We start from the raw sequence: 20,291 nt of genomic DNA, 5'->3' as shown, positions 1-20,291 counted from the left end.
GCGCTTCCTTCGTTTCCGACTCTATCAGATCTTTCCGATCCGATTTCCTCGGTGCTTTCCGGTCCCATTCGCTTTCGCTCCGGGCCCTTCCGGCGTGTCCACTACGTTAGCTGATTTCTTCGGCGACTCATAATCGAGTCAATCGAATTTGAATTCAGGCACGTCGAAATAACCCCCTGCTGGGGATCATGTTCTCGTTAGTGGGTGGCCGCTACGGGGTGCTTGAACAAGCAGACCGTTTCCTGCGGCTCGGGCTACGTTACGAGGTTGAACGGCTCGAGTCAAGGCGGCGCTTCCGGGGGGTGTGGGGGCGGTAGGGGCTCACCGTCGGGTCTCCGGTGAGCCAGAAGCGCCAGGGGTGGGGGGCGCCGTCGCCGCCGACGCCCGTGCGGGGGCCGCTGCTGACGCGGTCCGGGGTGGGGGGCGTGCCGGTGAGGAGGGCGAGGGGACCGTCCTGGCCTGCGCAGGTGTCCGTGCCGTTCAGGGCGAGGGCGACGTCGAGGGCGGTGGCCAGGCGGGCCGGGCCCTTCGCGAGCTCGTGGTCGGAGCGGGCGGAGCGGCGGCGGGGGCGGGCCTGGTCGGCGCCGCTCAGGAATTCACCCGCGCGGAGGAGGACACCGCTCGCGTGGCCCTCGGGGCCGCACACCAGGTTGAGGCAGTGCCACATGCCGTAGGTGAAGTAGACGTACGCATGCCCGGGCGGGCCGAACATGACGGCGTTGCGTGCCGTACGTCCCCGGAAGGCGTGCGAGCCGGGGTCGATCGCGCCGGCGTACGCCTCCACCTCCGTGAGGCGCAGTTCCATCCGGCCTTCGTCCGTGTTGCGGACGAGGGTGCGGCCCAGGAGGTCGGGGGCGACCTCCAGGACGGGGCGGTCGAAGAAGGACCTCGGGAGCGGCGTACGGTCGGGGCTCTCGCTCATGGCGTCCGAGCGTAGTGGGGAGCGGTGGGGAACCGGCTACGGTCGTCGCGCGTATGTAGGGGTCAGTACCCGAGAAGGAGTGTTGGTCATGGGATTCAAGAAGCTGCTCGCGAGCCTGGGTGCCGGCGGGGCGACCGTGGAGACGGTGCTCACCGAGGAGAACGTCGTCCCGGGTGGGGTCGTCCAGGGCGAGGTGCGGATCCAGGGCGGTTCGGTCGCGCAGCAGATCGAGGGGCTGTCCGTCGGTCTGCAGGCGCGGGTCGAGGTCGAGGGCGGCGACCAGGAGTACAAGCAGGACGTCGAGTTCGTGAAGGTGCGTCTGGGCGGGGCCTTCGAGGTGCAGGCCGGGGCGGTGCACGTGGTGCCGTTCGGTCTGGAGATCCCGTGGGAGACGCCGGTGACGACCATCGCCGGGCAGCAGCTGCGCGGGATGAACATCGGGGTGACGACCGAGCTGGAGATCGCCCGGGCCGTGGACTCGGGTGACCTGGACCCGATCAACGTGCACCCGCTGCCGGCGCAGCAGGCGATCCTGGACGCCTTCATCCAGCTGGGCTTCCGCTTCAAGAGCGCGGACATGGAGCGCGGGCACATCCGGGGGACGCGTCAGCGGCTGCCCTTCTACCAGGAGATCGAGTTCTTCGCGCCGCAGCAGTACCGGGGGCTGAACCAGGTCGAGGTCAGCTTCGTCGCGGACGACCGCGAGATGGACGTCGTCCTGGAGATGGACAAGAAGCCGGGTCTGTTCACCGAGGGCAGCGACTCCTTCCGTGCGTTCACGGTGGGGCTGCACGACTTCCACACCACCGACTGGGCGGCTTACCTGAACCAGTGGCTCGCCGAGGTCGGCGGCCGTCGCAACTGGCTCTAGGCCTCTAGGCTCGGCACCGTCAGCGTTGACGGACGATTCGGAGGTATTCGACGTGTCCCAGGGCAAGAGGCCGCTCCCCCACGACTTCCATCCGCCGGTGCCGGCGTTCACCGTGGTGAGCGACGACGTCGCGCCGGGCGGGGTCCTGAAGGACGCCCAGGTGTACGCGGCGGGAAACACCTCCCCGCAGCTGAGCTGGGAGGGGTTCCCGGCGGAGACGAAGAGCTTCGCCGTCACCTGCTTCGATCCGGACGCCCCGACGGGCAGCGGGTTCTGGCACTGGGTGCTGTTCGACATCCCGGTGGCGGTGACGGAGCTGCCGACCGGTGCCGGGTCCGGGCCGTTCGCGGGGCTGCCGGCCGGTGCCGTGCATGCGCGGAACGACTACGGGTCGAAGGACTTCGGTGGCGCCGCCCCGCCGAAGGGCGACGGGCCGCACCGGTACGTCTTCACGGTGTACGCGGTGGACCAGGAGAAGCTCGGTCCGGACGCCGACGCCTCGCCGGCCGCGGTCGGGTTCAACCTGCGCTTCCACACCCTCGGGCGTGCCCAGCTCGTGGGTGAGTACGAGAATCCCGCGTAAGGCTGATCGTTCGTCAGTTGTTTGCCCGCTTCTGGTCTTGGAGAGATCAGAAGCGGGCACCTTTTGTTGCGCAGGAAATTGCGTTGTCCGACCCGGCCGGCCCGGCCATCGTTGATCCAAGCCCGAAGACCCCTTCCGGGGCTGGGGCCGGCACACGGGAGGTGGGCAACATGCGGGACACGCTGGTACTGAACGCGAGCTTCGAGCCGCTGTCGACGGTCACACTCAACCGTGCGGTGGTGCTTGTCCTGCAGGACAAGGCCGTCGTCGAGCAGGCCCATCCCGAGCTGCGGGTGCGGGGCGCCGCCGTCGATCTCCCGGTGCCGCGGGTGATCAGGCTCTGCCGGTACGTACGGGTGCCGTTCCGAAGACAGGCTCCGTGGTCGAGGAGGGGGGTGCTGGTCCGGGACCAGCACCGGTGCGCGTACTGCGGGAGGCGGGCGACGACGGTCGACCACGTCGTGCCGCGGGCGCAGGGCGGTGGGGACAACTGGCTGAATACGGTCGCTTCCTGCGCCGAGGACAACCACCGCAAGGCCGATCGGACGCCGGAGCAGGCCGGGATGCCGCTGTTGCACCAGCCGTTCGAGCCGACGCCGGCGGACGCGATGCTGCTCGCGATGCGGGCGAGCGACCGGTCCGAGCTGCCGGAGTGGCTGGCCGACTCGGCGGCGTAGGCATGTGATCCGTAGGGACGGAGATGCGGAAGGGCCCGTCTCCCCGGTGGGGAGGCGGGCCCCGTCGTTCCCCCGGGGCTAGCCGAGGGTCAGTTGGAGGATCGCCACGATGCCGACGGCGATGATCACCCCGCGCAGGACCGTGGGGGGCAGCTTGCGGCCGACCTTGGCGCCGAGCTGGCCGCCGAGGGTGGAGCCGACGGCGATGAGGAGGACGGCCGTCCAGTCGAAGTCGGCGACGAAGAGGAAGAAGACGGCGGCGACTCCGTTGACCAGGGCTCCGAGGACGTTCTTGACGGCGTTGATGCGCTGGAGGTCGTCGTGGAGCAGCAGGCCCATGAGGGAGAGGTAGAGGACTCCCTGGGCGGCGCCGAAGTATCCGCCGTACATGCTGGCGAGGAAGAGGCCGGCGAGGAGGGCGGGGCCGCCGTCGGGGTGGGCCTCGGTGCCGGTCTGTTCGCGGCGGCGCTTGACGGCGGCGGCGATGCGGGGCTGGAGCAGGACCAGGACGAGTGCGAGGCCGATGAGGACGGGGACGATCGCGTCGAAGGCCTTGGACGGCAGGGCCAGCAGCAGGATGGCGCCGATGAGGCCGCCGAGGAGGGCGACGGCGCCTAGTCGCAGGACGCGGGCCTTCTGGCCCTTGAGTTCGCGGCGGTAGCCGATGGCCCCGCTGATGGATCCGGGGACGAGGCCGAGGGCGTTGGAGACGTTCGCGGTGATCGGGGGGAGTCCGGTCGCGAGGAGGACCGGGAACGTGATGAGCGTTCCCGATCCGACGATGGTGTTGATGGTGCCGGCGCCGATGCCGGCGGCGAAGACTGCCAGGGCTTCCCAGATGGACAACGCCATCTCCTTACACGGTCAGTGAATCGCCTCCCCGCCCTGACGGAGTCGGGGTCGAGGGGCTCGCACCGATCATGCACGAGGATTACGTGTACGTGTCAGTCAACCGTGGGTTCGTCTCGCCGTGCGGACGGTACGTCCTTGACGTTGAAACCGGGGGTGCCGCCGCCCACGTTGCCGAAGGCGCCGGAGAGGCCCTTGAGGGCGTCGCCGATCTCGCTGGGCACGATCCAGAGCTTGTTGGCGTCGCCCTCGGCGATCTTCGGGAGCATCTGGAGGTACTGGTACGAGAGGAGCTTCTGGTCCGGGTCGCCCGCGTGGATGGCCTCGAAGACCGTGCGGACGGCCTGGGCCTCGCCCTCGGCCTTGAGCGCGGCGGCCTTGGCCTCGCCCTCGGCCCGCAGGATCGCGGACTGCTTCTCGCCCTCGGCGGTGAGGATCGCGGACTGGCGGGTGCCCTCGGCGGTGAGGATCGCGGCGCGCTTGTCGCGCTCGGCGCGCATCTGCTTCTCCATCGAGTCCTGGATGGAGGTCGGCGGCTCGATGGCCTTGAGCTCGACGCGGTTGACGCGGATGCCCCACTTGCCGGTGGCCTCGTCGAGGACGCCGCGCAGGGCCGCGTTGATCTCCTCGCGGGAGGTGAGGGTCCGCTCCAGGTCCATGCCGCCGATGATGTTGCGCAGGGTGGTGACGGTGAGCTGCTCGATCGCCTGGATGTAGCTGGCGACCTCGTAGGTCGCGGCGCGGGCGTCGGTCACCTGGTAGTAGATGACCGTGTCGATGTTGACGACCAGGTTGTCCTGGGTGATCACCGGCTGCGGCGGGAACGGGACGACCTGTTCGCGGAGGTCGATCCGGTTGCGGATCGAGTCGATGAACGGGACGACGATGTTGAGTCCGGCGTTGAGCGTGCGGGTGTAGCGGCCGAAGCGCTCCACGATCGCCGCGCTCGCCTGCGGGATGACCTGGATCGTCTTGATCAGGGCGATGAAGACGAGCACCACCAGAATGATCAGGACGATGATGACTGCTGACATCGTGTTCCCCGTGCCCTTCGCTGCCGGTTGTCTGCCGGGTTTCTTCAGATGATCGAGTTTCCCAGACGATGGAGCGTCATGGGCGAGGTTCGGTCACATGACGTCACATGACCACGGCGGTCGCCCCGTCGATGTCCACGACGTCGACCTGTTCGCCCGGTTCGAAGCTCTGTCCGGTGTCGAGCGTGCGGGCGGACCAGATCTCGCCGGCGAGCTTGATGCGGCCGCCGTTGCCGTCGACCCGTTCCAGGACGACGGCCTGACGGCCCTTCAGGGCGTCGATGCCGGTGGCGAGTCCGGGTCCGCCGGCGCGGTGGCGGGCGGCGATCGGGCGTACGACCGCGATGAGCGCCACGGAGACGACGACGAAGACGAGCACCTGGGTGACGATGCCGAAGCCGAGGGCGGCGGTCACCGCCCCGGCGACCGCTCCGACGGAGAACATGCCGAACTCCGGCATCGCGGTCAGGACCAGCGGAATGCCGAGCCCCACCGCGCCGATCAGCCACCAGACCCACGCGTCGATGTCCACGTGGTCATGGTAGGGCGGTGGGGTCCTTCCGGGACAGGGCGCGGGCGGCTGTGCGGGACGCCGGTGCCCTCGCCGGTCACTTCAGGGGCAGGCCGTGGGCGGTCCAGCGGTCGCCGACGCGCTCGACGACGAGCGGCAGGCCGAAGCAGTGCGAGAGGTTGCGGGAGGTGAGCTCGGTCTCCACGGGTCCCGCGGCGAGGACCTTGCCCTGGCGGATCATCAGGACGTGGGTGAAGCCGGGGGCGATCTCCTCGACGTGGTGGGTGACCATGATCATGGAGGGGGCGTACGGGTCGCGGGCGAGGCGGCCGAGGCGGCGGACCAGGTCCTCGCGGCCGCCGAGGTCGAGGCCGGCGGCGGGCTCGTCGAGGAGGAGGAGCTCGGGGTCGGTCATCATCGCGCGGGCGATGAGGGTGCGCTTGCGCTCGCCCTCGGAGAGGGTGCCGAACCTGCGGTCCAGGTAGTCGTTCATCCCGAGCCGGTCGAGGAAGGCCTTGGCGCGCTCCTCGTCGACCGGGTCGTAGTCCTCGTGCCAGGTGGCGGTCATGCCGTACGCGGCGGTGAGGACGGTCTGCAGGACGGTCTGGCGCTTGGGGAGCTTCTCCGCCATGGCGATGCCGGCCACGCCGATGCGGGGGCGGAGCTCGAAGACGTCCGTGCCGACGCCGCCGAGCTGCTCGCCCAGGATGCGGGCGGTGCCCTTGGTGGGGAAGAGGTAGCTGGAGGCGATGTTCAGAAGGGTGGTCTTGCCGGCGCCGTTGGGTCCGAGGATCACCCAGCGCTCGCCCTCCTTGACCGACCAGGAGACCTCGTCCACCAGAGCCCGTCCGTCGCGGACCACGGATACGTCCACCAGCTCCAGTACATCGCTCATGAGCGCGTTGTCTCCCCTTGGGGTCGAGTCTTGTCGACGCCTTGCGCCGGTGGGCGCGGCGTCCAGGGGAAAACCTACGTTATCGACGGAGCGGACCGGTCCGTAGGGCTTCCTTTGAGTCCTTAGTCTGGGGGGATGCTTTCGGAACCACGCTCAGGACGCCTGGCCGCCTGGGGCAATGCCCTGCTGGCCGGGGCGGTGTCGCCCGACGAGGCGGCGATGGCGATCGTCGGGGAGGACGCGGTGCACCGCGTCGAGGGGCTGCCGGGTGAGGCGGGGCCGGTGGGGCTGACGCTCGCGCTCGGCCGGCTGCGGCGGCTCGGGGTGACCGGGTGGCGGGTCGCGTTGCCCGCGCCGGGGCATCCGCTGGGGCTGTCCGGGCCGCCGGACTTCAACGCGCGCGCGTTGGAGGCGGAGGAGGCGGTGGTGGGCTTCGGCGCGCCGTACGGTCTGGTGCCGGAGGTCTCGGAGGCCGGTCCGGCGGGCGATGTGCACGTGGAGGTGGTCTGGCACTGCCTGGCCGTGCGTGAGGCTCCCCCGGCGGACGTGCCGTCCCTCGGCGAGGCGGAGCGCGAGCTGGCGGAGGCGCTGCGGGACGCGACGGCGGTCCTGACCCGGCTCGACGTGGCTGCCTCGGGCCCGGTGGCGGACGCGGCGCGCGAGGCGTACCGGGCGCGCACGGAGGTGGGCCGCGAGGTACTGGCCCCCGGTTATCCGCCGCGCGCGGTACGCGTCCTGGAACTGGCCCAGCGGATCGGCCTGCTCGTGGACCTGGCGTACGACCGCGGCCACGGGGGCGCGGTGAGCGCCTCGGAAATGGCGGCGCGGGGGGAGGCGCTGCGGCCGGTGGAGCGGGTGGCGCGGCGGGCGCAGGTCGCGGCGTACAACGCGTACGTGGAGGAGAGGGAGCGGGAGCGGGGGTTCTGACCTCGGGAAAGGGCGAACCCCGGCCCCGGGGGGATCGTCCGGGGCCGGGGTTCGTGTGGGACGGTCAGCCGTTGAAGGCGCCGTTGCCGAAGGCGGGGTTGAGCAGGCCGATCACGTTGACCGTGTTGCCGGAGACGTTCACGGGGACGTGGACCGGGACCTGCACCAGGTTGCCGGACGCGACGCCCGGGGAGTTGAGGGCCTTGCCCGTGGCGTCGGCGCCGCCGTGGGCGGAGGCGACACCCGCGCCGGCGGCGACGATGCCACCGGCGACCATGGTGAGGGCAGCGGCCTTCTTGAGGTTCTTCACTTGGTACTTCCTCCTGGTCATCGCTGCGGCCGGTCCGCCGCAGCACGCCATGGAGAACGCCGCGGCCCCCGTCGGGTTGCGCCGAACGGGGGATATACACACGACGGTATGACCTATTGAACGGTCGTGCGCCCGGCGCGTACGGGGGGCGCGTCAGTGGGTGAGGCCGTGCCTCACGGCCCACAGCGCCGCCTGGGTGCGGTCCGCGAGGTCGAGCTTCATCAGGATGTTCGAGACGTGCGTCTTGACCGTCTTCTCGGAGAGGACGAGGGCGCGGGCGATCTCCCGGTTGGACCGGCCGTCCGCGATCAGGCCGAGGACCTCGCGCTCCCGCTCCGTGAGGGACGGGCCCCGCCCCGTACCCCCGGGGGAGTCGTCCTGGGCGAGGAGCGCGCCGGCCACCTCGGGCTGGAGCAGGACGTGCCCGGCGTGGACGGAGCGGATCGCGCCGGCGAGGGCGTCGGGGTCGATGTCCTTGTAGACGTATCCGAAGGCTCCGGCGCGGAGCGCGGGGACGACCGTCCGCTGCTCGGTGAAGCTGGTGACGATCAGGACCCTGGTGGGGTTGGCGAGCTCGCGGAGCCTCTTGAGCGCCTCGATGCCGTCCGTGCCCGGCATCTTCACGTCCATGAGGACCACGTCGGGGCGGAGCTCCTCGGCCCTGGCGACCCCTTCGGCGCCGTCGGAGGCCTCCCCCACGACCTCTATGTCGTCCTGCACCTCCAGGAAGGTGCGCAGTCCGCGGCGGACGACCTGGTGGTCGTCGACCAGCAGGACACGGATCGGCTTGTCAGCCACCGGGAACCTCCATCTCGATCGTGGTGCCCTCGCCCGGGGCCGAGGTCACGGTGAGCCGCCCGCCGACGCCGCCCGCCCGGTCCCGCATGGAGACCAGGCCGAGGTGGCGTCCGGCGCTGCGGACGGTACGCGGGTCGAAACCCTTCCCGTCGTCGGCGACGGTGAGCAGCGCGCCCTGGCCGCTGCGGGTGAGGGAGACCGTGACGCGCCGCGCGTCGGCGTGCCGCAGGGCGTTGTGCAGGGCCTCCTGGGCGACCCGGAGGACGGCCTCCTCCTGGGCGGCCGGCAGGGCCCGGGTCCCCTGGCTCTCGAAGGTGACCCGGGCGGAGTGGGCCCGGTCGAGGACCTGGATCTGGGCGCGGAGCGTGTGGACGAGGCCGTCCTCGTCGAGGGCGGCGGGCCGGAGCTCGACGACGGCGGCGCGCAGCTCGTCGGCGGCCTCGGCGGCGAGCGCGGCGACCTGCTGGAGCTCGCCCTTGGCGCGGGCCGGGTCGCGGTCGACGAGGGCGGCGGCGGCCTGGGCGGTCAGCCGGAGCGAGAACAGCTTCTGGCTGACGGCGTCGTGCAGCTCGTGGGCGAGGCGGGAGCGCTCCTCGGCGATGGTGAGCTCACGGCTGCGCTCGTACAGGCGGGCGTTGGTGAGGGCGATGGCCGCGTGCTGGGCGAGGATCGAGAGGAGCGCCTCGTCGTCGGCGGTGAAGCCGCAGCCGCCCTCGGGCTTGGGGCAGCGCTTGTTGGCGAGGAAGAGGGCGCCGAGGATCTCGTCGCCGTCCCTGACGGGCAGGCCGAGGAAGTCGGACATCTCGGGGTGGGCGTCGGGCCAGCCCTCGAAGCGGGGGTCCCGGCGGACGTCGGCGAGCCGCTCGGGCTCGGCCCTGTGGAGCATCGAGGCGAGGATGCCGTGCTGGCGGGGCAGCGGGCCGATCGCCTTCCACTGCTCGTCGCTGACGCCGTCGACCACGAACTGGGCGAAACCGCCGTGGTCGTCGGGGACGCCCAGGGCCGCGTACTCGGCGTCGAGCAGCTCACGGGCGGAGGCCACGATCGTCTTGAGGACGTCGCGGACCTCCAGGTGGCGGCTCATCGCCAGCAGGGCGGTGCTCACGGCGGCCAGGCCGGAGCTCGGTCGATGGCTCATGTGTTCACCGTACCGGCGGGGTGTGACGGTCCGTATCCGTCCGGGGACGAGGGCGGTGCGGGTCCCGGGACCTAGGTCGAAGTGCCCTCGGCGGTCCGGGCCGGGGGCCGAGGCGGTGGGCGGGGGCGCGGCCGGAGGCTGGAGCCGTCCGGAGGATCCGTAGAGAGGGGATGGGCGTCATGGCTGTCGCGATCGTCACGGGGGCGTCGAGGGGTCTGGGGCGGGCGCTGGCGGCGGCGCTCGCCGGGCGGGGCTGGGACCTGGTGCTCGACGCCCGCAAGGAGGACGTGCTGGAGGAGAGCGCGGCGGCGGCACGCGCGCGTGGCGCCCGGGTGGTGGCGCTGGCCGGGGACGTGACGGACGCGGCGCACCGGCGGGAGCTGGTGGCGGCGGCGCGGGAGCTCGGCGGGCTCGATCTGCTGGTGAACAACGCGGGGATCCTGGGCGCCGAGCCGCTCGTGCCGCTCGACCGCCACCCGCTGGACGGCTTCCGGGCCGCCCTGGAGGTCAATGTGGTGGCTCCGCTGGGGCTGCTGCAGGAGGCGCTGCCCCTGCTGCGCGCGGCCCCCGCCGGCGCGGTGGTCAACCTGAGTTCGGACGCGGCGGCGGAGACGTACCGGACCTGGGGCGCGTACGGGGCCACGAAGGCGGCGCTCGACCAGCTGTCGGCGGTGCTCGCGGTGGAGGAGCCGGGGCTGCGGGTCTGGTGGGTGGATCCGGGCGGCATGCGGACGGACATGCTGGCGGCCGCGGAGCCCGGCGAGGACCTGTCGGGGACGCCGACCCCGGACGAGGTCGCCCCGGTCTTCCTGCGGCTGGTCGACGAGCGGCCGGCGAGCGGGCGGTACTCGGTGCCGTCCTTCCTGGAACCACGATGAGTCTGGCCGTGCGGGTGCCGGCGGAGCTGTCGGCACGGGTGCCGGCCGAGCAGCGGGGGCCGGGGCGCGGCCGGGACGACGTGCGGCTGCTCGTGTCCCGGGGCGAGGCGGTCTCCCACCACTCCTTCCGTGAGCTGCCCGCGCTGCTGCGGGCCGGGGACCTGCTCGTCGTCAACACCTCCACGACGCTGGCGGCGGCCGTGGACGGGCGCCTCGGGTCCGGCGGGGAACCGGTGGTGGTGCACTTCTCGACCCGCGGGGACGACGGGCGGTGGGCGGTGGAGCTGCGGACGCCGGAACCCTCGGGCAGTACGCGCCCGCGTGGGGGCGGTCCGGCGGGGGCGGTCGTACGGCTGCCGGGAGGGGCGCGCCTCGTGCTCGCGGGGCCTCTGGCGCCCGGGAGCGGGCGGCTGTGGTGGGGGCGCGTGGACGCGGACGTGCCGGGGCTGCTCGGGCGGTACGGGCGGGCCGTCCGGTACGGGTACACGGAGCGGGACCAGCCCCTGTCGGCGTACCAGACGGTCTTCGCGCTCCCCTCCCCCGACGGCTCGGGCTCGGCGGAGATGCCGAGCGCGGGGCGGCCCTTCACGGCCCGCCTGGTGACGGAGCTGACCGACCGGGGCGTACGGATCGCTCCCCTCTCCCTTCATACGGGGGTCTCCTCGGCGGAGTCCCACGAGCCGCCGTACCCGGAACGCTTCGAGGTCCCCGCGGCGACGGCGACCCTGGTGAACGCGGCGCGGGCCGGGGGCGGCCGGGTGATCGCGGTGGGGACGACAGTGGTGCGGGCGCTGGAGTCGGCTGTGGTCGAGCCGGCCCGACGGACGGAGTCCGGCGCAGCGTCCCGACGCCCGGGAGGCCCCCAGGGGCCGAGCGGCGCGAGGGACGCGTCAGGGAATGGGTCGGTGGTGCGGGCGCTGGAGTCGGCTGTGGTCGAGCCGGGCGGGGCGGTCGGTGGGGTGGTGCGGGCCCGTGCCGGGTGGACGGATCTGGTGGTGACGCCCGCTCGGGGAGTGCGGGTGGTGGACGGGCTGCTCACCGGGCTGCACGAGCCGGAGGCCTCGCATCTGCTGATGCTGGAGGCGGTCGCCGGGCGGGCCGCGGTGCGGAGCGCGTACGCCGCCGCGGTGCGGGAGCGGTACCTCTGGCACGAGTTCGGCGACGTCCATCTCCTCCTTCCAGAGGAGAAGCCTCACGCTGCGCATTGCTGACGCAACGTTTGGTGAGTTTGTTACGTGCTCGATGTGAGGCCGCGCATAGGACGCACATCACTTACGAAGCCCCCTAGTGGACGCCAGAAAGCCCGATATGGGCGGATGAAACGGGCCACAGGGGGCATTGTGTGGCCCGTGCACGGGCCCCTGATCCACTACCCGGGTTCGTACGTCACACCTTTGCCACGAGATTTTGCTGCCGCTAAGAATTGCCCCCGTCGCCGCCGAGCAGGCGCAGCGCCGCCCCGGCCGAGCGACCCCCAGCGATTCGAAGAGGTAGCCCAGCATGTCTGCGAACACCCCTGGCCACAGTCGTGGTCTGAAGAAGACCCACAAGGCCACGATCGCCGGCGTCGCCGCTCTGGGCGCCGCAGCCCTCACGCTCTCCCTCGTGCCCCACCACGGCAGCACCGAGACCGAGCCGCAGGCTCTGGCCGGTACCCAGCAGGTCGCCTGGGCGTACGACGCGAACAGCCCGCAGGCGAAGGCGCTGGCCGCCAGCGTCAACGAGCAGCAGACCACCATCGGCCTGAAGGCGAAGCAGGAGGCCGAGGCGAAGGCCAAGGCCGCCGCCAAGGCCAAGGCCGCCGCGAAGGCGAAGGCCGAAGCCCAGGCCAAGGCGAAGGCCGAAGCGAAGGCGAAGGCCGAGGCGAGGGCCAAGGCCGCCGCGAAGAAGCGCGCCACGGAGAAGGCGGCCGCGAACCGCTCCGTCACCCGCACCCCGGTCTTCGCGAACAACCTCGACGGCTGGATCCGCGAGGCGCTCTACATCATGGACAAGCACGACATCCCGGGCACCTACAACGGTCTGCACCGGAACATCATGCGCGAGTCCAGCGGCAACCCGTACGCCATCAACAACTGGGACATCAACGCCGTCAACGGCATCCCGTCCAAGGGCCTGCTCCAGGTGATCTACCCGACCTTCAAGGCGTACCACGTGGCCGGCACCAAGTTCGACCAGTACGACCCGGTCGCCAACATCGTCGCCGCCGCCAACTACGCGGCCGACCGCTACGGCTCGATCGACAACGTCAACAGCGCGTACTGAGTCGCCTCGGACACGCCGAAGGGCGGCACCCCGCACGGGGTGCCGCCCTTCGGGGCTGTCGTCGTTACTTGCGCATGACCTCGGGCTCGTGGCGGCGCAGCAGCCGCGCCACGAGGACGCAGCAGACGGTGGCCATGAGCAGCTGGATGCCGAGGTCCAGGCTCCACTGGCCGGCCGTGTGCTCCCACAGGGAGTCGACGTTCGTGGGGTCCTTGTGGTCCCACGGCGGCATCAGGTGGGCCAGGTCGAGCGTGGTGCCGGCGCCGGCGATGCCCCAGCGGGAGGGCATGAGCCAGGCGAACTGCTCCAGGCCTGGCGAGCCGTACACCTGGAAGAGGATGCCGGTGAACACGACCTGGATGATCGCGAACATGACGAGCAGCGGCATGGTCTTCTCGGCGGTCTTCACCAGCGCGGAGATGACCAGGCCGACCATCATCGAGGTCAGGCCGAGCGCGATGACCTGGACGCACAGCTCGACGGCCGGCGGCATGAACAGGCCCTCTTCGGGGAGCGCGCGCGTGGAGAAGCCGATGCCGCAGATGATCACGCCCTGGAAGGCCGTGATCACGCCGAGGACGATGACCTTGGACATCAGGTACGCGGAGCGGGACAGGCCGACGGCGCGCTCCCGCTCGTAGATGACCCGTTCCTTGATCAGCTCTCGGACGGAGTTCGCCGCGCCGGAGAAGCACATGCCGACCGCGAGGATCAGCATGATCGTGCCGGCGTCGCCGTTGAAGCGGGACGGCGGCGTGGGCTTGCCGAGGCCGAAGTCGGCGGGGATGACGACGGACACCGCGCCGAGGACGGCCGGCAGGATCACCATCAGGGCCATGAAGCCCTTGTCGGAGGCGATGACGGAGACGTAGCGGCGGATCAGGGTCCACAGCTGCGAGCCCCAGCCCTGCGGCTTCGGCGGCCTGGCCATCGCCTGCTGCGGCATCTGGACGGGCTGCGCGGCGACGGCGTCGATGTCCGCGGCGTACATCTGGTAGTGCTGCGAGCCCTTCCAGCGGCCCGCCCAGTCGTAGTCGCGGTAGTTCTCGAAGGCGGAGAAGACGTCGGCCCAGGTGGAGTAGCCGAAGAAGTTCAGCGCCTCCTCCGGCGGGCCGAAGTACGCCACGGAGCCGCCGGGCGCCATGACGAGCAGCTTGTCGCAGAGGCCCAGCTCGGCCACCGAGTGGGTGACGACGAGGACCGTGCGGCCGTCGTCGGCGAGGCCGCGGAGCAGCTGCATGACGTCGCGGTCCATGCCCGGGTCGAGGCCGGAGGTCGGCTCGTCCAGGAAGATCAGCGAGGGCTTGGTGAGGAGCTCCAGGGCGACGGAGACGCGCTTGCGCTGGCCACCGGAGAGGGAGGTGACCTTCTTCTCCTTGTGGATGTCGAGCTTGAGCTCGCGCAGCACCTCGTCGATGCGGGCCTCGCGCTCGGCCGTGGCTGTGTCGCCGGGGAAGCGGAGCTTGGCCGCGTAGCGCAGCGCCTTCTGGACGGTCAGCTCCTTGTGCAGGATGTCGTCCTGCGGGACCAGGCCGATGCGCTGGCGCAGCTCGGCGAACTGCTTGTAGAGGCTGCGGTTGTCGTAGAGGACGTCGCCCTCGTTGGCCGGGCGGTAGCCGGTCAGCGCCTTGAGCAGGGTGGACTTGCCGGAGCCGGAGGGGCCGATGACGCCGATCAGCGACTTCTCCGGGACGCCGAAGGTGACGTCCTTGAGGATCTGCTTGCCGCCGTCGACCGTGACCGTGAGGTGGCGGGCCGAGAAGGAGACCGAGCCGGTGTCGACGAACTCTTCCAGCCGGCCGCCGACGATGCGGAAGGTCGAGTGGCCGACGCCGACGATGTCCTGCGGGCCGAGGAGGGCGGTGCCGCCCTTGGGGATCGGCTGGCCGTTGACGTACGTGCCGTTGTGCGAGCCGAGGTCGCGGATCTCGAAGCGGCCGTCGGGCGTCGCGTGGAACTCGGCGTGGTTCCGGGAGACCTGGAGGTCGGAGACGACCAGTTCGTTCTCCAGGGCACGGCCGATCCGCATGACGCGGCCGAGGTCCAGCTGGTGGAACGTGGTGGGGCTGCGGTCGGCATAGGCCGACGACGCCCCCGCGGCGACGCCGGGGTGGCCCTGCCCGTGCCCCTGCTGGTGCGGGACCTGCTGGGCGGGCGGCTGCTGGGCCTGCTGCTGCCAGCCCTGCTGCGGCGCCTGGTGCTGCGGCGCCTGGTGCTGCGGGGGCGCCTGGTGCGTGGCCCAGTCGGCCTGGGCGGCGGACGCGGCGGCCTGGTGGGCGGGAGCCTGCTGGGCCGGGGCCTGCTGCTGCGGGACCTGCTGCTGCGGTGCGGCCGCCGCGCCGGACGCGACGAGATTCAGCCGCGGGCCGTCGGTCGCGTTGCCCAGGTGGACGGCCGAACCGGGGCCGATCTCCACCTGGTGGACCCGCTGGCCCTGTACGAAGGTGCCGTTCGTGGAGCCGTGGTCCTCGATGACCCAGCTCCGGCCGCCCCAGCTGATGGTGGCGTGGCGCCACGAGACCCTGGCGTCGTCGATGACCAGGTCACCCTGAGGGTCCCGGCCCAGGGTGTACGACCGGGACGGATCGAGCGTCCAGGTCCTGCCGTTCAATTCCAGTACGAGTTCTGGCACTCCATGCCCCACTACTTGTCCCCCGATGTACCCCCGTCTGCGGGAGTCCAGGGATGGCGAATCATCCTGGGGAACTATTTCAGGCCCGGTCCCGTCTCGGAAAGTCGGGCCGCGTGAAGACCTTCGGGTCATCCGCTGGACCGCTCGGGTGTCCGCAGGGCGGGACGGGGGGCCGGACGGCACACGGTGCCCGATACGGTGGAACCACCATGAGCGCATCGCACACCTCAGACGTTCCCACTCTTCTCGTCAAGATCTTCGGGAAGGACCGTCCCGGGATCACCGCGGGACTCTTCGACACCCTCGCCGCCTACTCCGTCGACGTCGTGGACATCGAGCAGGTGGTCTCCCGTGGCCGCCTCGTCCTGTGCGCGCTCGTCACCGAGCCGACCGTCGCCTCGGCGGGCGAACTCAGGGCCACCGTGCACAGCTGGGCCGAGTCGCTGAAGCTCCAGGCCGAGATCATCTCCGGCACGGGCGACAACCGTCCCCGTGGCGAGGGACGCTCGCACGTCACCGTGCTCGGCCACCCGCTCACCGCGGAGCAGACGGCGGCCATAGCGGCCAGGATCGCGGAGACCGGCGGCAACATCGACCGCATCTTCCGCCTCGCGAAGTACCCGGTGACGGCGGTCGAGTTCGCCGTCTCGGGCTGCGGGACCGAACCGCTGCGGACCGCGCTGGCCACCGAGGCGCACAGCGTCGGCGTCGACGTGGCCGTGGTCTCCGCCGGGCTGCACCGGCGGGCCCAGCGGCTCGTCGTCATGGACGTCGACTCGACCCTGATCCAGGACGAGGTGATCGAGCTCTTCGCCGCGCACGCGGGCTGCGAGGACAAGGTCGCCGAGGTGACGGCGGCGGCGATGCGCGGCGAGCTGGACTTCGAGCAGTCGCTCCACGCGCGCGTGGAGCTGCTGGCCGGCCTCGACGCCTCGGTGGTCGACAAGGTGCGCGCCGAGGTGCGGATGACGCCCGGCGCCCGGACCCTGATCCGTACGCTCAAGCGGCTCGGCTACCAGGTGGGCGTCGTCTCCGGCGGGTTCACGCAGGTCACCGACGACCTGAAGGAGCGGCTCGGGCTCGACTTCGCCTCCGCCAACACGCTGGAGATCGTGGACGGGAAGCTCACCGGCCGGGTCACCGGTGAGATCGTCGACCGGGCGGGCAAGGCGCGGCTGCTGCGCCGGTTCGCCTCGGAGGCGGGGGTGCCGCTGGCGCAGACCGTGGCGATCGGCGACGGGGCGAACGACCTGGACATGCTGAACGCGGCCGGGCTCGGGGTGGCGTTCAACGCGAAGCCGGTGGTCCGTCAGGCGGCGCACACGGCGGTGAACGTGCCGTTCCTGGACACCGTGCTGTACCTCCTCGGCATCACGCGCGAGGAGGTCGAGGCCGCGGACTTCGGCGAGGACGACCTGCCGCACTGAGCGGCGGGGGTACGGAGCGGGGCCCGGGTGTCGGACGACACCCGGGCCCCTTCTCGTACGGGTACGGGCTCAGGCGTTCGGGGTCCAGAACTCGACGAGCTTGCCGACGCCGTGCTCCACGGACTTCCAGGAGCCGTTGAAGGTGAGGACGGCGAAGGCGGAGGTCGGGAAGCCGCTGCGGTTCATCCGGGCGAGGGTCTCGCCCTCGGCCTCGCCCGCGAGGGCGTCGGCGAGGGCGTGCATGCCGGGGTTGTGGCCGATGAGCAGGAGGTTCTTCACCTCGTCCGAGGTCTCGTTGACCAGGGCGATGAGCTCGCCGAGGGAGGCCTCGTACATCCGCTCCTCGTACACCGTCTTCGGGCGCTGCGGGAGCTCGTGGACGGCCAGCTTCCAGGTCTCGCGGGTGCGGAGGGCGGTCGAGCAGAGGGCCAGGTCGAAGGCGATGCCGGTCTCGGCGAGCCGTCGGCCGGCCACCGGGGCGTCCTTGCGGCCCCGTTCGGCGAGGGGTCGCTCGTGGTCGGACTCGTCGTTCCAGTCTGCCTTCGCGTGCCGGAGGAGCACGATGCTGCGGGGTGTATCGACGCTCATGGTCCACAGCTTCGCACGAAACAGGCCACCACGACTCAGAGAGGCAGCGTTTGCCAGAGGTGCTCCAGGACTCCGCCGAACGCCAGGCCGCCCGCGGTCGCCTGGGCCTCACCCGACCCGGTCATGAGGACCAGGAGGGCGAGGAAGGCGGCGGCCGGGAGGGCGAGGGCCCACCAGGGCAGCCGGGTGTCGACGCCGGTGGTCGTGGTCCGGATGCCGGGGTGCGTGGGGGCCGACATGGCCGCCTCCGTGGGTGAGTTCCGTGCTTTCGCCGTCGTCACCAACGTACGGATCGCGCATCCTCCGGCCCATCCGGTGATCCACCCACTTCACCCTGACACTCACCCCCTAGGGGATGCGGGGGCTACCCCCACCCCACCGGAGGCTCACGGGGAGGCGAAGGAGGCGATGACGGCGATGACGACCGTGATGCCGAGCATCGCGCCGAGCACGAGGAGCAGCTTCTTCTGGCCGTTCTGGGGATTGGGTTCGAGGACTGGCATGGGAACAGTCTCGCATCTCAGCATTCGTCCTCGACCGTCCGGTCCCGGCCGGCCAGGGTTCCGACGATCATCTGCGGCACCATCAGGCCGCCCATGAGCGCGATGGGCAGTCCCCAGCCGCCGCTGTGCTGGTAGAGCACGCCGACGAGGAGGGGGCCGGGGATGGAGATGAGGTAGCCGACGCTCTGCGCGAAGGCGGAGAGCCGGACGACGCCCGCGCCGGTGCGCGAGCGCATGCCGATCATCGTGAGGGCGAGCGGGAAGGAGCAGTTGGAGACGCCGAGGAGCACCGCCCAGACCCAGGCTCCGGAGGCGGGGGCGAGGAGGAGCCCGGTGTATCCGGTGAGTCCGCACAGGCCGAGGGCGACGACGATCGGGCCCTGGTTCTTCATGCGGGTCGCGAGGCGGGGGATGACGAAGGCGAGCGGGACGCCCATGACCATGGTCACGGCGAGGAGCACGCCCGCGGTGGCGGCGGGGACGCCGGCGTCGCGGAAGATCTGCGGCATCCAGCCCATGGTGATGTAGGCGCCGGTGGCCTGGAGGCCGAAGAAGACGCCGAGCGCCCAGGCGGTGCGGCTGCGGGTGATGCGCGGCGCGGGGGCCTCCGGTGCCGCTGCGGGGGCCGTGGCCGCCGGGAGCGCCGTGTCCGTGCCCCGGTCGCGCAGGAGCGGGAGCCAGGGCAGGACGGCGACCGCGGCGAGGACCGCCCAGACGCCGAGGCCGAGGCGCCAGTCGCCGCCGAGGGCGTCGGTCATGGGGACGGTCGCGGCGGCGGCGATGGAGGTGCCGAGGGCGAGCGCCATGGAGTAGAGGCCGGTCATGCTGCCGACGCGGTCGGGGAAGTACCGCTTGACGATGACGGGCATCAGGACGTTGCTGACGGCGATGCCCATGAGGGCGAGGGCGCTGGCGGCGAGGAAGGCGGCGGTGCCGGTCGCGAAGGGCCTCAGGACGAGGCCGGTGAAGATCGCGGCCATGCCCGCGCAGACGACGGCGGCGGGGCCGAAGCGGCGGGCGAGGCGGGGGGCGGTGATGCCGAAGACCGCGAAGCAGAGCGGGGGCACGGAGGTGAGGACGCCGGCGACGCTGCCGCTCATGTGGAGGTCCGCGCTGACCTCTTCGAGGAGGGCGCCGAGGCTGGTGATGGCGGGGCGCAGGTTGAGGGCGGCCAGGACGAGTCCGACGGTGACGAGGCCGAGGGGCCAGCGGCGGGCCTGGGCCGGTGGTGCGCTGTGCTCGGCCGGTCGTCCGCCGGCTTCCGCCGGTCGTGCGGCAAGGTCCAGGGTCTTCGGCTCGTCAGACATGAGGCCATCATAGAATCATGGGATGATTGGTTGTCCAATCTCGAACTAATTTGAACTCGTGGGAAGGCGTTCCATGGCCCTCGGTCACCCCCGGCGCACCGGCCTCTCCGATCAGGTGATCGCCGAGCTGCGGAACCAGATCACCTCCGGCGAGTGGCCGGTGGGCTCGCGCATCCCGACCGAACCCGAACTGGTCGAGCAGCTGGGCGTCGCCCGCAACACGGTGCGCGAGGCGGTCCGCGCGCTCGCGCACAACGGCCTGCTCGACATCCGCCAGGGCTCGGGGACGTACGTCCTCGCCACCAGCGAGCTGGCGGGCGTCATGCACCGGCGCTTCGCCGGCTCCGACCCCCGGCACGTCGCCGAGCTGCGCTCGACGCTGGAGTCGGCGGCGGCCCGGTTCGCGGCCGGGCGGCGCTCGGAGCGGGACCTGAAGCAGTTGGACGCCCTGCTCCTGCGGCGCGAGGAGGCATGGGAGTCCGGGGACGCGGAGCGCTTCGTGACGGTCGACGCGGCCTTCCACCACGCGGTCGTCGCCGCCTCGGGCAACGAGGTGCTGACGGAGCTCTACGCGGACCTGGGCGATCTGCTGCGGGAGTGGCTGCGCGACGACGTCGGGCAGGTGCTGCGGCCGGAGAACCACATGGACCACGCGCGCCTGGTGGACGCGATCCGCGCGGGCGACGCCGAGCGGGCCGGCGCGGAGGCGGCCGGCTACCCCTTCATGTGCCTCAGGAACCCCGTACCGGAAGGGAGCCCCGGGCAGGAGCCGGAAGAGGGCCCCGGGCAGGAGCCGGATCCGCGGGCTGGTGCGTGACCCAGGCGGACCGGACCTCCTTCCAGCAGCGGCCGGTGAGCTGGGCGTAGTCGGCGGGTCCGACCTCCACGGGGGCGCTGTCGGTGTCGACGTCCCACCAGCGCTCGCACTCGACGTGGAGGCGGACGCGGTCGGTGCGGGGGTACGGATTGCTGCAGTGGGCGGTGACGCGGGAGCCCTCGACGAGGGTGCGGCAGGAGGCTTCGAAGTCCTGCGGCTCCTCGGTCGCCGGGGCGGTGACGGGGAGCTCCTCGGTGGGGGCGGGAGCGGCCCGTACCTCGGCGGCCACGCCGGTCCCGGTGACCAGGACGGCGACGGAGGCGATCGCCCCGAAGCCGTGACGTATCGCGCGCATGCCC

General features: G+C 71.6%; 23 protein-coding genes. 9 read left to right on the top strand and 14 right to left on the bottom strand.

Annotation, left to right across the window (positions count from 1 at the left end):
* Positions 1-259 precede the first annotated feature (259 nt).
* Positions 260-922 (bottom strand): DNA-3-methyladenine glycosylase, encoded by a 663-nt coding sequence (locus ACH4TP_RS28675; RefSeq protein WP_398439488.1) that lies wholly within the window; start codon positions 920-922, stop codon positions 260-262.
* Positions 923-1,010: 88 nt separating this feature from the next.
* Here ACH4TP_RS28675 and ACH4TP_RS28670 point away from each other — a divergent pair, with 88 nt between their 5' ends.
* From ACH4TP_RS28670 to ACH4TP_RS28660, 3 genes are all read left to right on the top strand, one after another.
* On the top strand, positions 1,011-1,793 hold the full coding sequence (locus ACH4TP_RS28670) for a sporulation protein (RefSeq protein WP_389223264.1): 783 nt from the start codon (positions 1,011-1,013) through the stop codon (positions 1,791-1,793).
* Between the two features lie 52 nt (positions 1,794-1,845).
* Complete coding sequence (locus ACH4TP_RS28665; RefSeq protein ID WP_398439487.1) at positions 1,846-2,376, top strand: YbhB/YbcL family Raf kinase inhibitor-like protein; 531 nt, start codon at positions 1,846-1,848, stop codon at positions 2,374-2,376.
* Positions 2,377-2,546: 170 nt separating this feature from the next.
* Positions 2,547-3,053, top strand: coding sequence for an HNH endonuclease (locus ACH4TP_RS28660; protein ID WP_389223270.1), 507 nt, complete (start codon positions 2,547-2,549; stop codon positions 3,051-3,053).
* A 78-nt stretch (positions 3,054-3,131) separates the two neighbouring features.
* Here the strand turns inward: ACH4TP_RS28660 and ACH4TP_RS28655 are convergent, their stop codons facing one another.
* The 4 genes from ACH4TP_RS28655 to ACH4TP_RS28640 form a co-directional block, all read right to left on the bottom strand.
* Positions 3,132-3,905: a sulfite exporter TauE/SafE family protein gene (locus tag ACH4TP_RS28655; protein ID WP_398177138.1), complete on the bottom strand. Its 774-nt coding sequence runs from the start codon at positions 3,903-3,905 to the stop codon at positions 3,132-3,134.
* A 92-nt stretch (positions 3,906-3,997) separates the two neighbouring features.
* Positions 3,998-4,936 (bottom strand): SPFH domain-containing protein, encoded by a 939-nt coding sequence (locus ACH4TP_RS28650; protein WP_389223275.1) that lies wholly within the window; start codon positions 4,934-4,936, stop codon positions 3,998-4,000.
* Between the two features lie 103 nt (positions 4,937-5,039).
* Complete coding sequence (locus tag ACH4TP_RS28645; RefSeq protein WP_389223277.1) at positions 5,040-5,468, bottom strand: NfeD family protein; 429 nt, start codon at positions 5,466-5,468, stop codon at positions 5,040-5,042.
* 76 nt (positions 5,469-5,544) lie between these two features.
* Entirely contained in the window at positions 5,545-6,342 is a 798-nt protein-coding gene (locus ACH4TP_RS28640; RefSeq protein WP_359509350.1) for an ABC transporter ATP-binding protein, read from the bottom strand.
* 135 nt (positions 6,343-6,477) lie between these two features.
* Here ACH4TP_RS28640 and ACH4TP_RS28635 point away from each other — a divergent pair, with 135 nt between their 5' ends.
* Positions 6,478-7,269, top strand: coding sequence for a hypothetical protein (locus tag ACH4TP_RS28635; RefSeq protein WP_389223280.1), 792 nt, complete (start codon positions 6,478-6,480; stop codon positions 7,267-7,269).
* A 64-nt stretch (positions 7,270-7,333) separates the two neighbouring features.
* On the opposite strand, the gene ACH4TP_RS28630 is transcribed toward ACH4TP_RS28635, so the two are convergent.
* The 3 genes from ACH4TP_RS28630 to ACH4TP_RS28620 form a co-directional block, all read right to left on the bottom strand.
* Positions 7,334-7,579, bottom strand: coding sequence for a chaplin (locus tag ACH4TP_RS28630; RefSeq protein WP_389223283.1), 246 nt, complete (start codon positions 7,577-7,579; stop codon positions 7,334-7,336).
* Positions 7,580-7,732: 153 nt separating this feature from the next.
* Positions 7,733-8,377: a response regulator gene (locus tag ACH4TP_RS28625; protein WP_389223285.1), complete on the bottom strand. Its 645-nt coding sequence runs from the start codon at positions 8,375-8,377 to the stop codon at positions 7,733-7,735.
* Positions 8,370-9,515, bottom strand: coding sequence for a GAF domain-containing sensor histidine kinase (locus ACH4TP_RS28620; RefSeq protein WP_389223288.1), 1,146 nt, complete (start codon positions 9,513-9,515; stop codon positions 8,370-8,372). The genes ACH4TP_RS28625 and ACH4TP_RS28620 overlap by 8 nt, the downstream gene beginning before the upstream one ends.
* Before the next feature lie 179 nt (positions 9,516-9,694).
* Between ACH4TP_RS28620 and ACH4TP_RS28615 the strand changes: the two genes are divergently transcribed.
* The 3 genes from ACH4TP_RS28615 (at position 9,695) to ACH4TP_RS28605 (ending at position 12,658) form a co-directional block, all read left to right on the top strand.
* Positions 9,695-10,393 (top strand): SDR family NAD(P)-dependent oxidoreductase, encoded by a 699-nt coding sequence (locus tag ACH4TP_RS28615; RefSeq protein WP_398439486.1) that lies wholly within the window; start codon positions 9,695-9,697, stop codon positions 10,391-10,393.
* Complete coding sequence (locus tag ACH4TP_RS28610) at positions 10,390-11,604, top strand: S-adenosylmethionine:tRNA ribosyltransferase-isomerase (protein ID WP_398439485.1); 1,215 nt, start codon at positions 10,390-10,392, stop codon at positions 11,602-11,604. Before ACH4TP_RS28615 ends, ACH4TP_RS28610 begins: the two co-directional genes overlap by 4 nt.
* Positions 11,605-11,893: 289 nt before the next feature.
* Positions 11,894-12,658 carry a transglycosylase SLT domain-containing protein gene (locus ACH4TP_RS28605; RefSeq protein ID WP_389223298.1) on the top strand — a complete coding sequence of 255 codons (765 nt, stop codon included), beginning with the start codon at positions 11,894-11,896 and terminating at the stop codon, positions 12,656-12,658.
* 64 nt (positions 12,659-12,722) lie between these two features.
* Here ACH4TP_RS28605 and ACH4TP_RS28600 read toward each other — a convergent pair whose 3' ends face one another.
* The gene (locus tag ACH4TP_RS28600; protein WP_389223301.1) at positions 12,723-15,302 is read right to left on the bottom strand and encodes an FHA domain-containing protein; all 2,580 of its coding nucleotides are present in this window, start codon (positions 15,300-15,302) and stop codon (positions 12,723-12,725) included.
* A gap of 197 nt (positions 15,303-15,499) precedes the next feature.
* Between ACH4TP_RS28600 and serB the strand changes: the two genes are divergently transcribed.
* Complete coding sequence (serB, locus tag ACH4TP_RS28595; RefSeq protein ID WP_389223304.1) at positions 15,500-16,717, top strand: phosphoserine phosphatase SerB; 1,218 nt, start codon at positions 15,500-15,502, stop codon at positions 16,715-16,717.
* A 69-nt stretch (positions 16,718-16,786) separates the two neighbouring features.
* On the opposite strand, the gene ACH4TP_RS28590 is transcribed toward serB, so the two are convergent.
* The 4 genes from ACH4TP_RS28590 to ACH4TP_RS28575 form a co-directional block, all read right to left on the bottom strand.
* Positions 16,787-17,305: a SixA phosphatase family protein gene (locus ACH4TP_RS28590; protein WP_389223307.1), complete on the bottom strand. Its 519-nt coding sequence runs from the start codon at positions 17,303-17,305 to the stop codon at positions 16,787-16,789.
* A 35-nt stretch (positions 17,306-17,340) separates the two neighbouring features.
* Positions 17,341-17,544: a hypothetical protein gene (locus tag ACH4TP_RS28585; protein ID WP_389223310.1), complete on the bottom strand. Its 204-nt coding sequence runs from the start codon at positions 17,542-17,544 to the stop codon at positions 17,341-17,343.
* Positions 17,545-17,691: 147 nt separating this feature from the next.
* Entirely contained in the window at positions 17,692-17,808 is a 117-nt protein-coding gene (locus tag ACH4TP_RS28580) for an SGM_5486 family transporter-associated protein (protein WP_256341457.1), read from the bottom strand.
* Positions 17,809-17,825: 17 nt separating this feature from the next.
* Entirely contained in the window at positions 17,826-19,115 is a 1,290-nt protein-coding gene (locus tag ACH4TP_RS28575) for a CynX/NimT family MFS transporter (protein ID WP_389223312.1), read from the bottom strand.
* A gap of 73 nt (positions 19,116-19,188) precedes the next feature.
* On the opposite strand from ACH4TP_RS28575, the gene ACH4TP_RS28570 reads away from it, so the two are divergent.
* On the top strand, positions 19,189-19,932 hold the full coding sequence (locus tag ACH4TP_RS28570; protein ID WP_389224225.1) for a FadR/GntR family transcriptional regulator: 744 nt from the start codon (positions 19,189-19,191) through the stop codon (positions 19,930-19,932).
* Here the strand turns inward: ACH4TP_RS28570 and ACH4TP_RS28565 are convergent.
* Positions 19,847-20,287: a hypothetical protein gene (locus ACH4TP_RS28565; RefSeq protein ID WP_389223314.1), complete on the bottom strand. Its 441-nt coding sequence runs from the start codon at positions 20,285-20,287 to the stop codon at positions 19,847-19,849. The genes ACH4TP_RS28570 and ACH4TP_RS28565 overlap by 86 nt on opposite strands.
* Between the last annotated feature and the right edge of the window lie 4 nt (positions 20,288-20,291).

Origin of the sequence: Streptomyces sp. NPDC021012 (assembly GCF_044333355.1) — a bacterium.
In the GTDB taxonomy this organism is placed as follows: domain Bacteria; phylum Actinomycetota; class Actinomycetes; order Streptomycetales; family Streptomycetaceae; genus Streptomyces.
This window is presented reverse-complemented; position numbering and strand designations above follow the sequence as displayed.

Coding starts and splice junctions, on each gene's coding strand:
- ACH4TP_RS28585 (WP_389223310.1), bottom strand. CDS start 17,544: ATGTCGGCCCCCACGCACCCCGGCATCCGGACCACGACCACCGGCGTC.
- ACH4TP_RS28565 (WP_389223314.1), bottom strand. CDS start 20,287: ATGCGCGCGATACGTCACGGCTTCGGGGCGATCGCCTCCGTCGCCGTC.
- ACH4TP_RS28605 (WP_389223298.1), top strand. CDS start 11,894: ATGTCTGCGAACACCCCTGGCCACAGTCGTGGTCTGAAGAAGACCCAC.
- ACH4TP_RS28650 (WP_389223275.1), bottom strand. CDS start 4,936: ATGTCAGCAGTCATCATCGTCCTGATCATTCTGGTGGTGCTCGTCTTC.
- ACH4TP_RS28570 (WP_389224225.1), top strand. CDS start 19,189: ATGGCCCTCGGTCACCCCCGGCGCACCGGCCTCTCCGATCAGGTGATC.
- ACH4TP_RS28615 (WP_398439486.1), top strand. CDS start 9,695: ATGGCTGTCGCGATCGTCACGGGGGCGTCGAGGGGTCTGGGGCGGGCG.
- ACH4TP_RS28670 (WP_389223264.1), top strand. CDS start 1,011: ATGGGATTCAAGAAGCTGCTCGCGAGCCTGGGTGCCGGCGGGGCGACC.
- ACH4TP_RS28675 (WP_398439488.1), bottom strand. CDS start 922: ATGAGCGAGAGCCCCGACCGTACGCCGCTCCCGAGGTCCTTCTTCGAC.
- ACH4TP_RS28620 (WP_389223288.1), bottom strand. CDS start 9,515: ATGAGCCATCGACCGAGCTCCGGCCTGGCCGCCGTGAGCACCGCCCTG.
- serB (WP_389223304.1), top strand. CDS start 15,500: ATGAGCGCATCGCACACCTCAGACGTTCCCACTCTTCTCGTCAAGATC.
- ACH4TP_RS28635 (WP_389223280.1), top strand. CDS start 6,478: ATGCTTTCGGAACCACGCTCAGGACGCCTGGCCGCCTGGGGCAATGCC.
- ACH4TP_RS28610 (WP_398439485.1), top strand. CDS start 10,390: ATGAGTCTGGCCGTGCGGGTGCCGGCGGAGCTGTCGGCACGGGTGCCG.
- ACH4TP_RS28580 (WP_256341457.1), bottom strand. CDS start 17,808: ATGCCAGTCCTCGAACCCAATCCCCAGAACGGCCAGAAGAAGCTGCTC.
- ACH4TP_RS28640 (WP_359509350.1), bottom strand. CDS start 6,342: ATGAGCGATGTACTGGAGCTGGTGGACGTATCCGTGGTCCGCGACGGA.
- ACH4TP_RS28660 (WP_389223270.1), top strand. CDS start 2,547: ATGCGGGACACGCTGGTACTGAACGCGAGCTTCGAGCCGCTGTCGACG.
- ACH4TP_RS28655 (WP_398177138.1), bottom strand. CDS start 3,905: ATGGCGTTGTCCATCTGGGAAGCCCTGGCAGTCTTCGCCGCCGGCATC.
- ACH4TP_RS28590 (WP_389223307.1), bottom strand. CDS start 17,305: ATGAGCGTCGATACACCCCGCAGCATCGTGCTCCTCCGGCACGCGAAG.
- ACH4TP_RS28575 (WP_389223312.1), bottom strand. CDS start 19,115: ATGTCTGACGAGCCGAAGACCCTGGACCTTGCCGCACGACCGGCGGAA.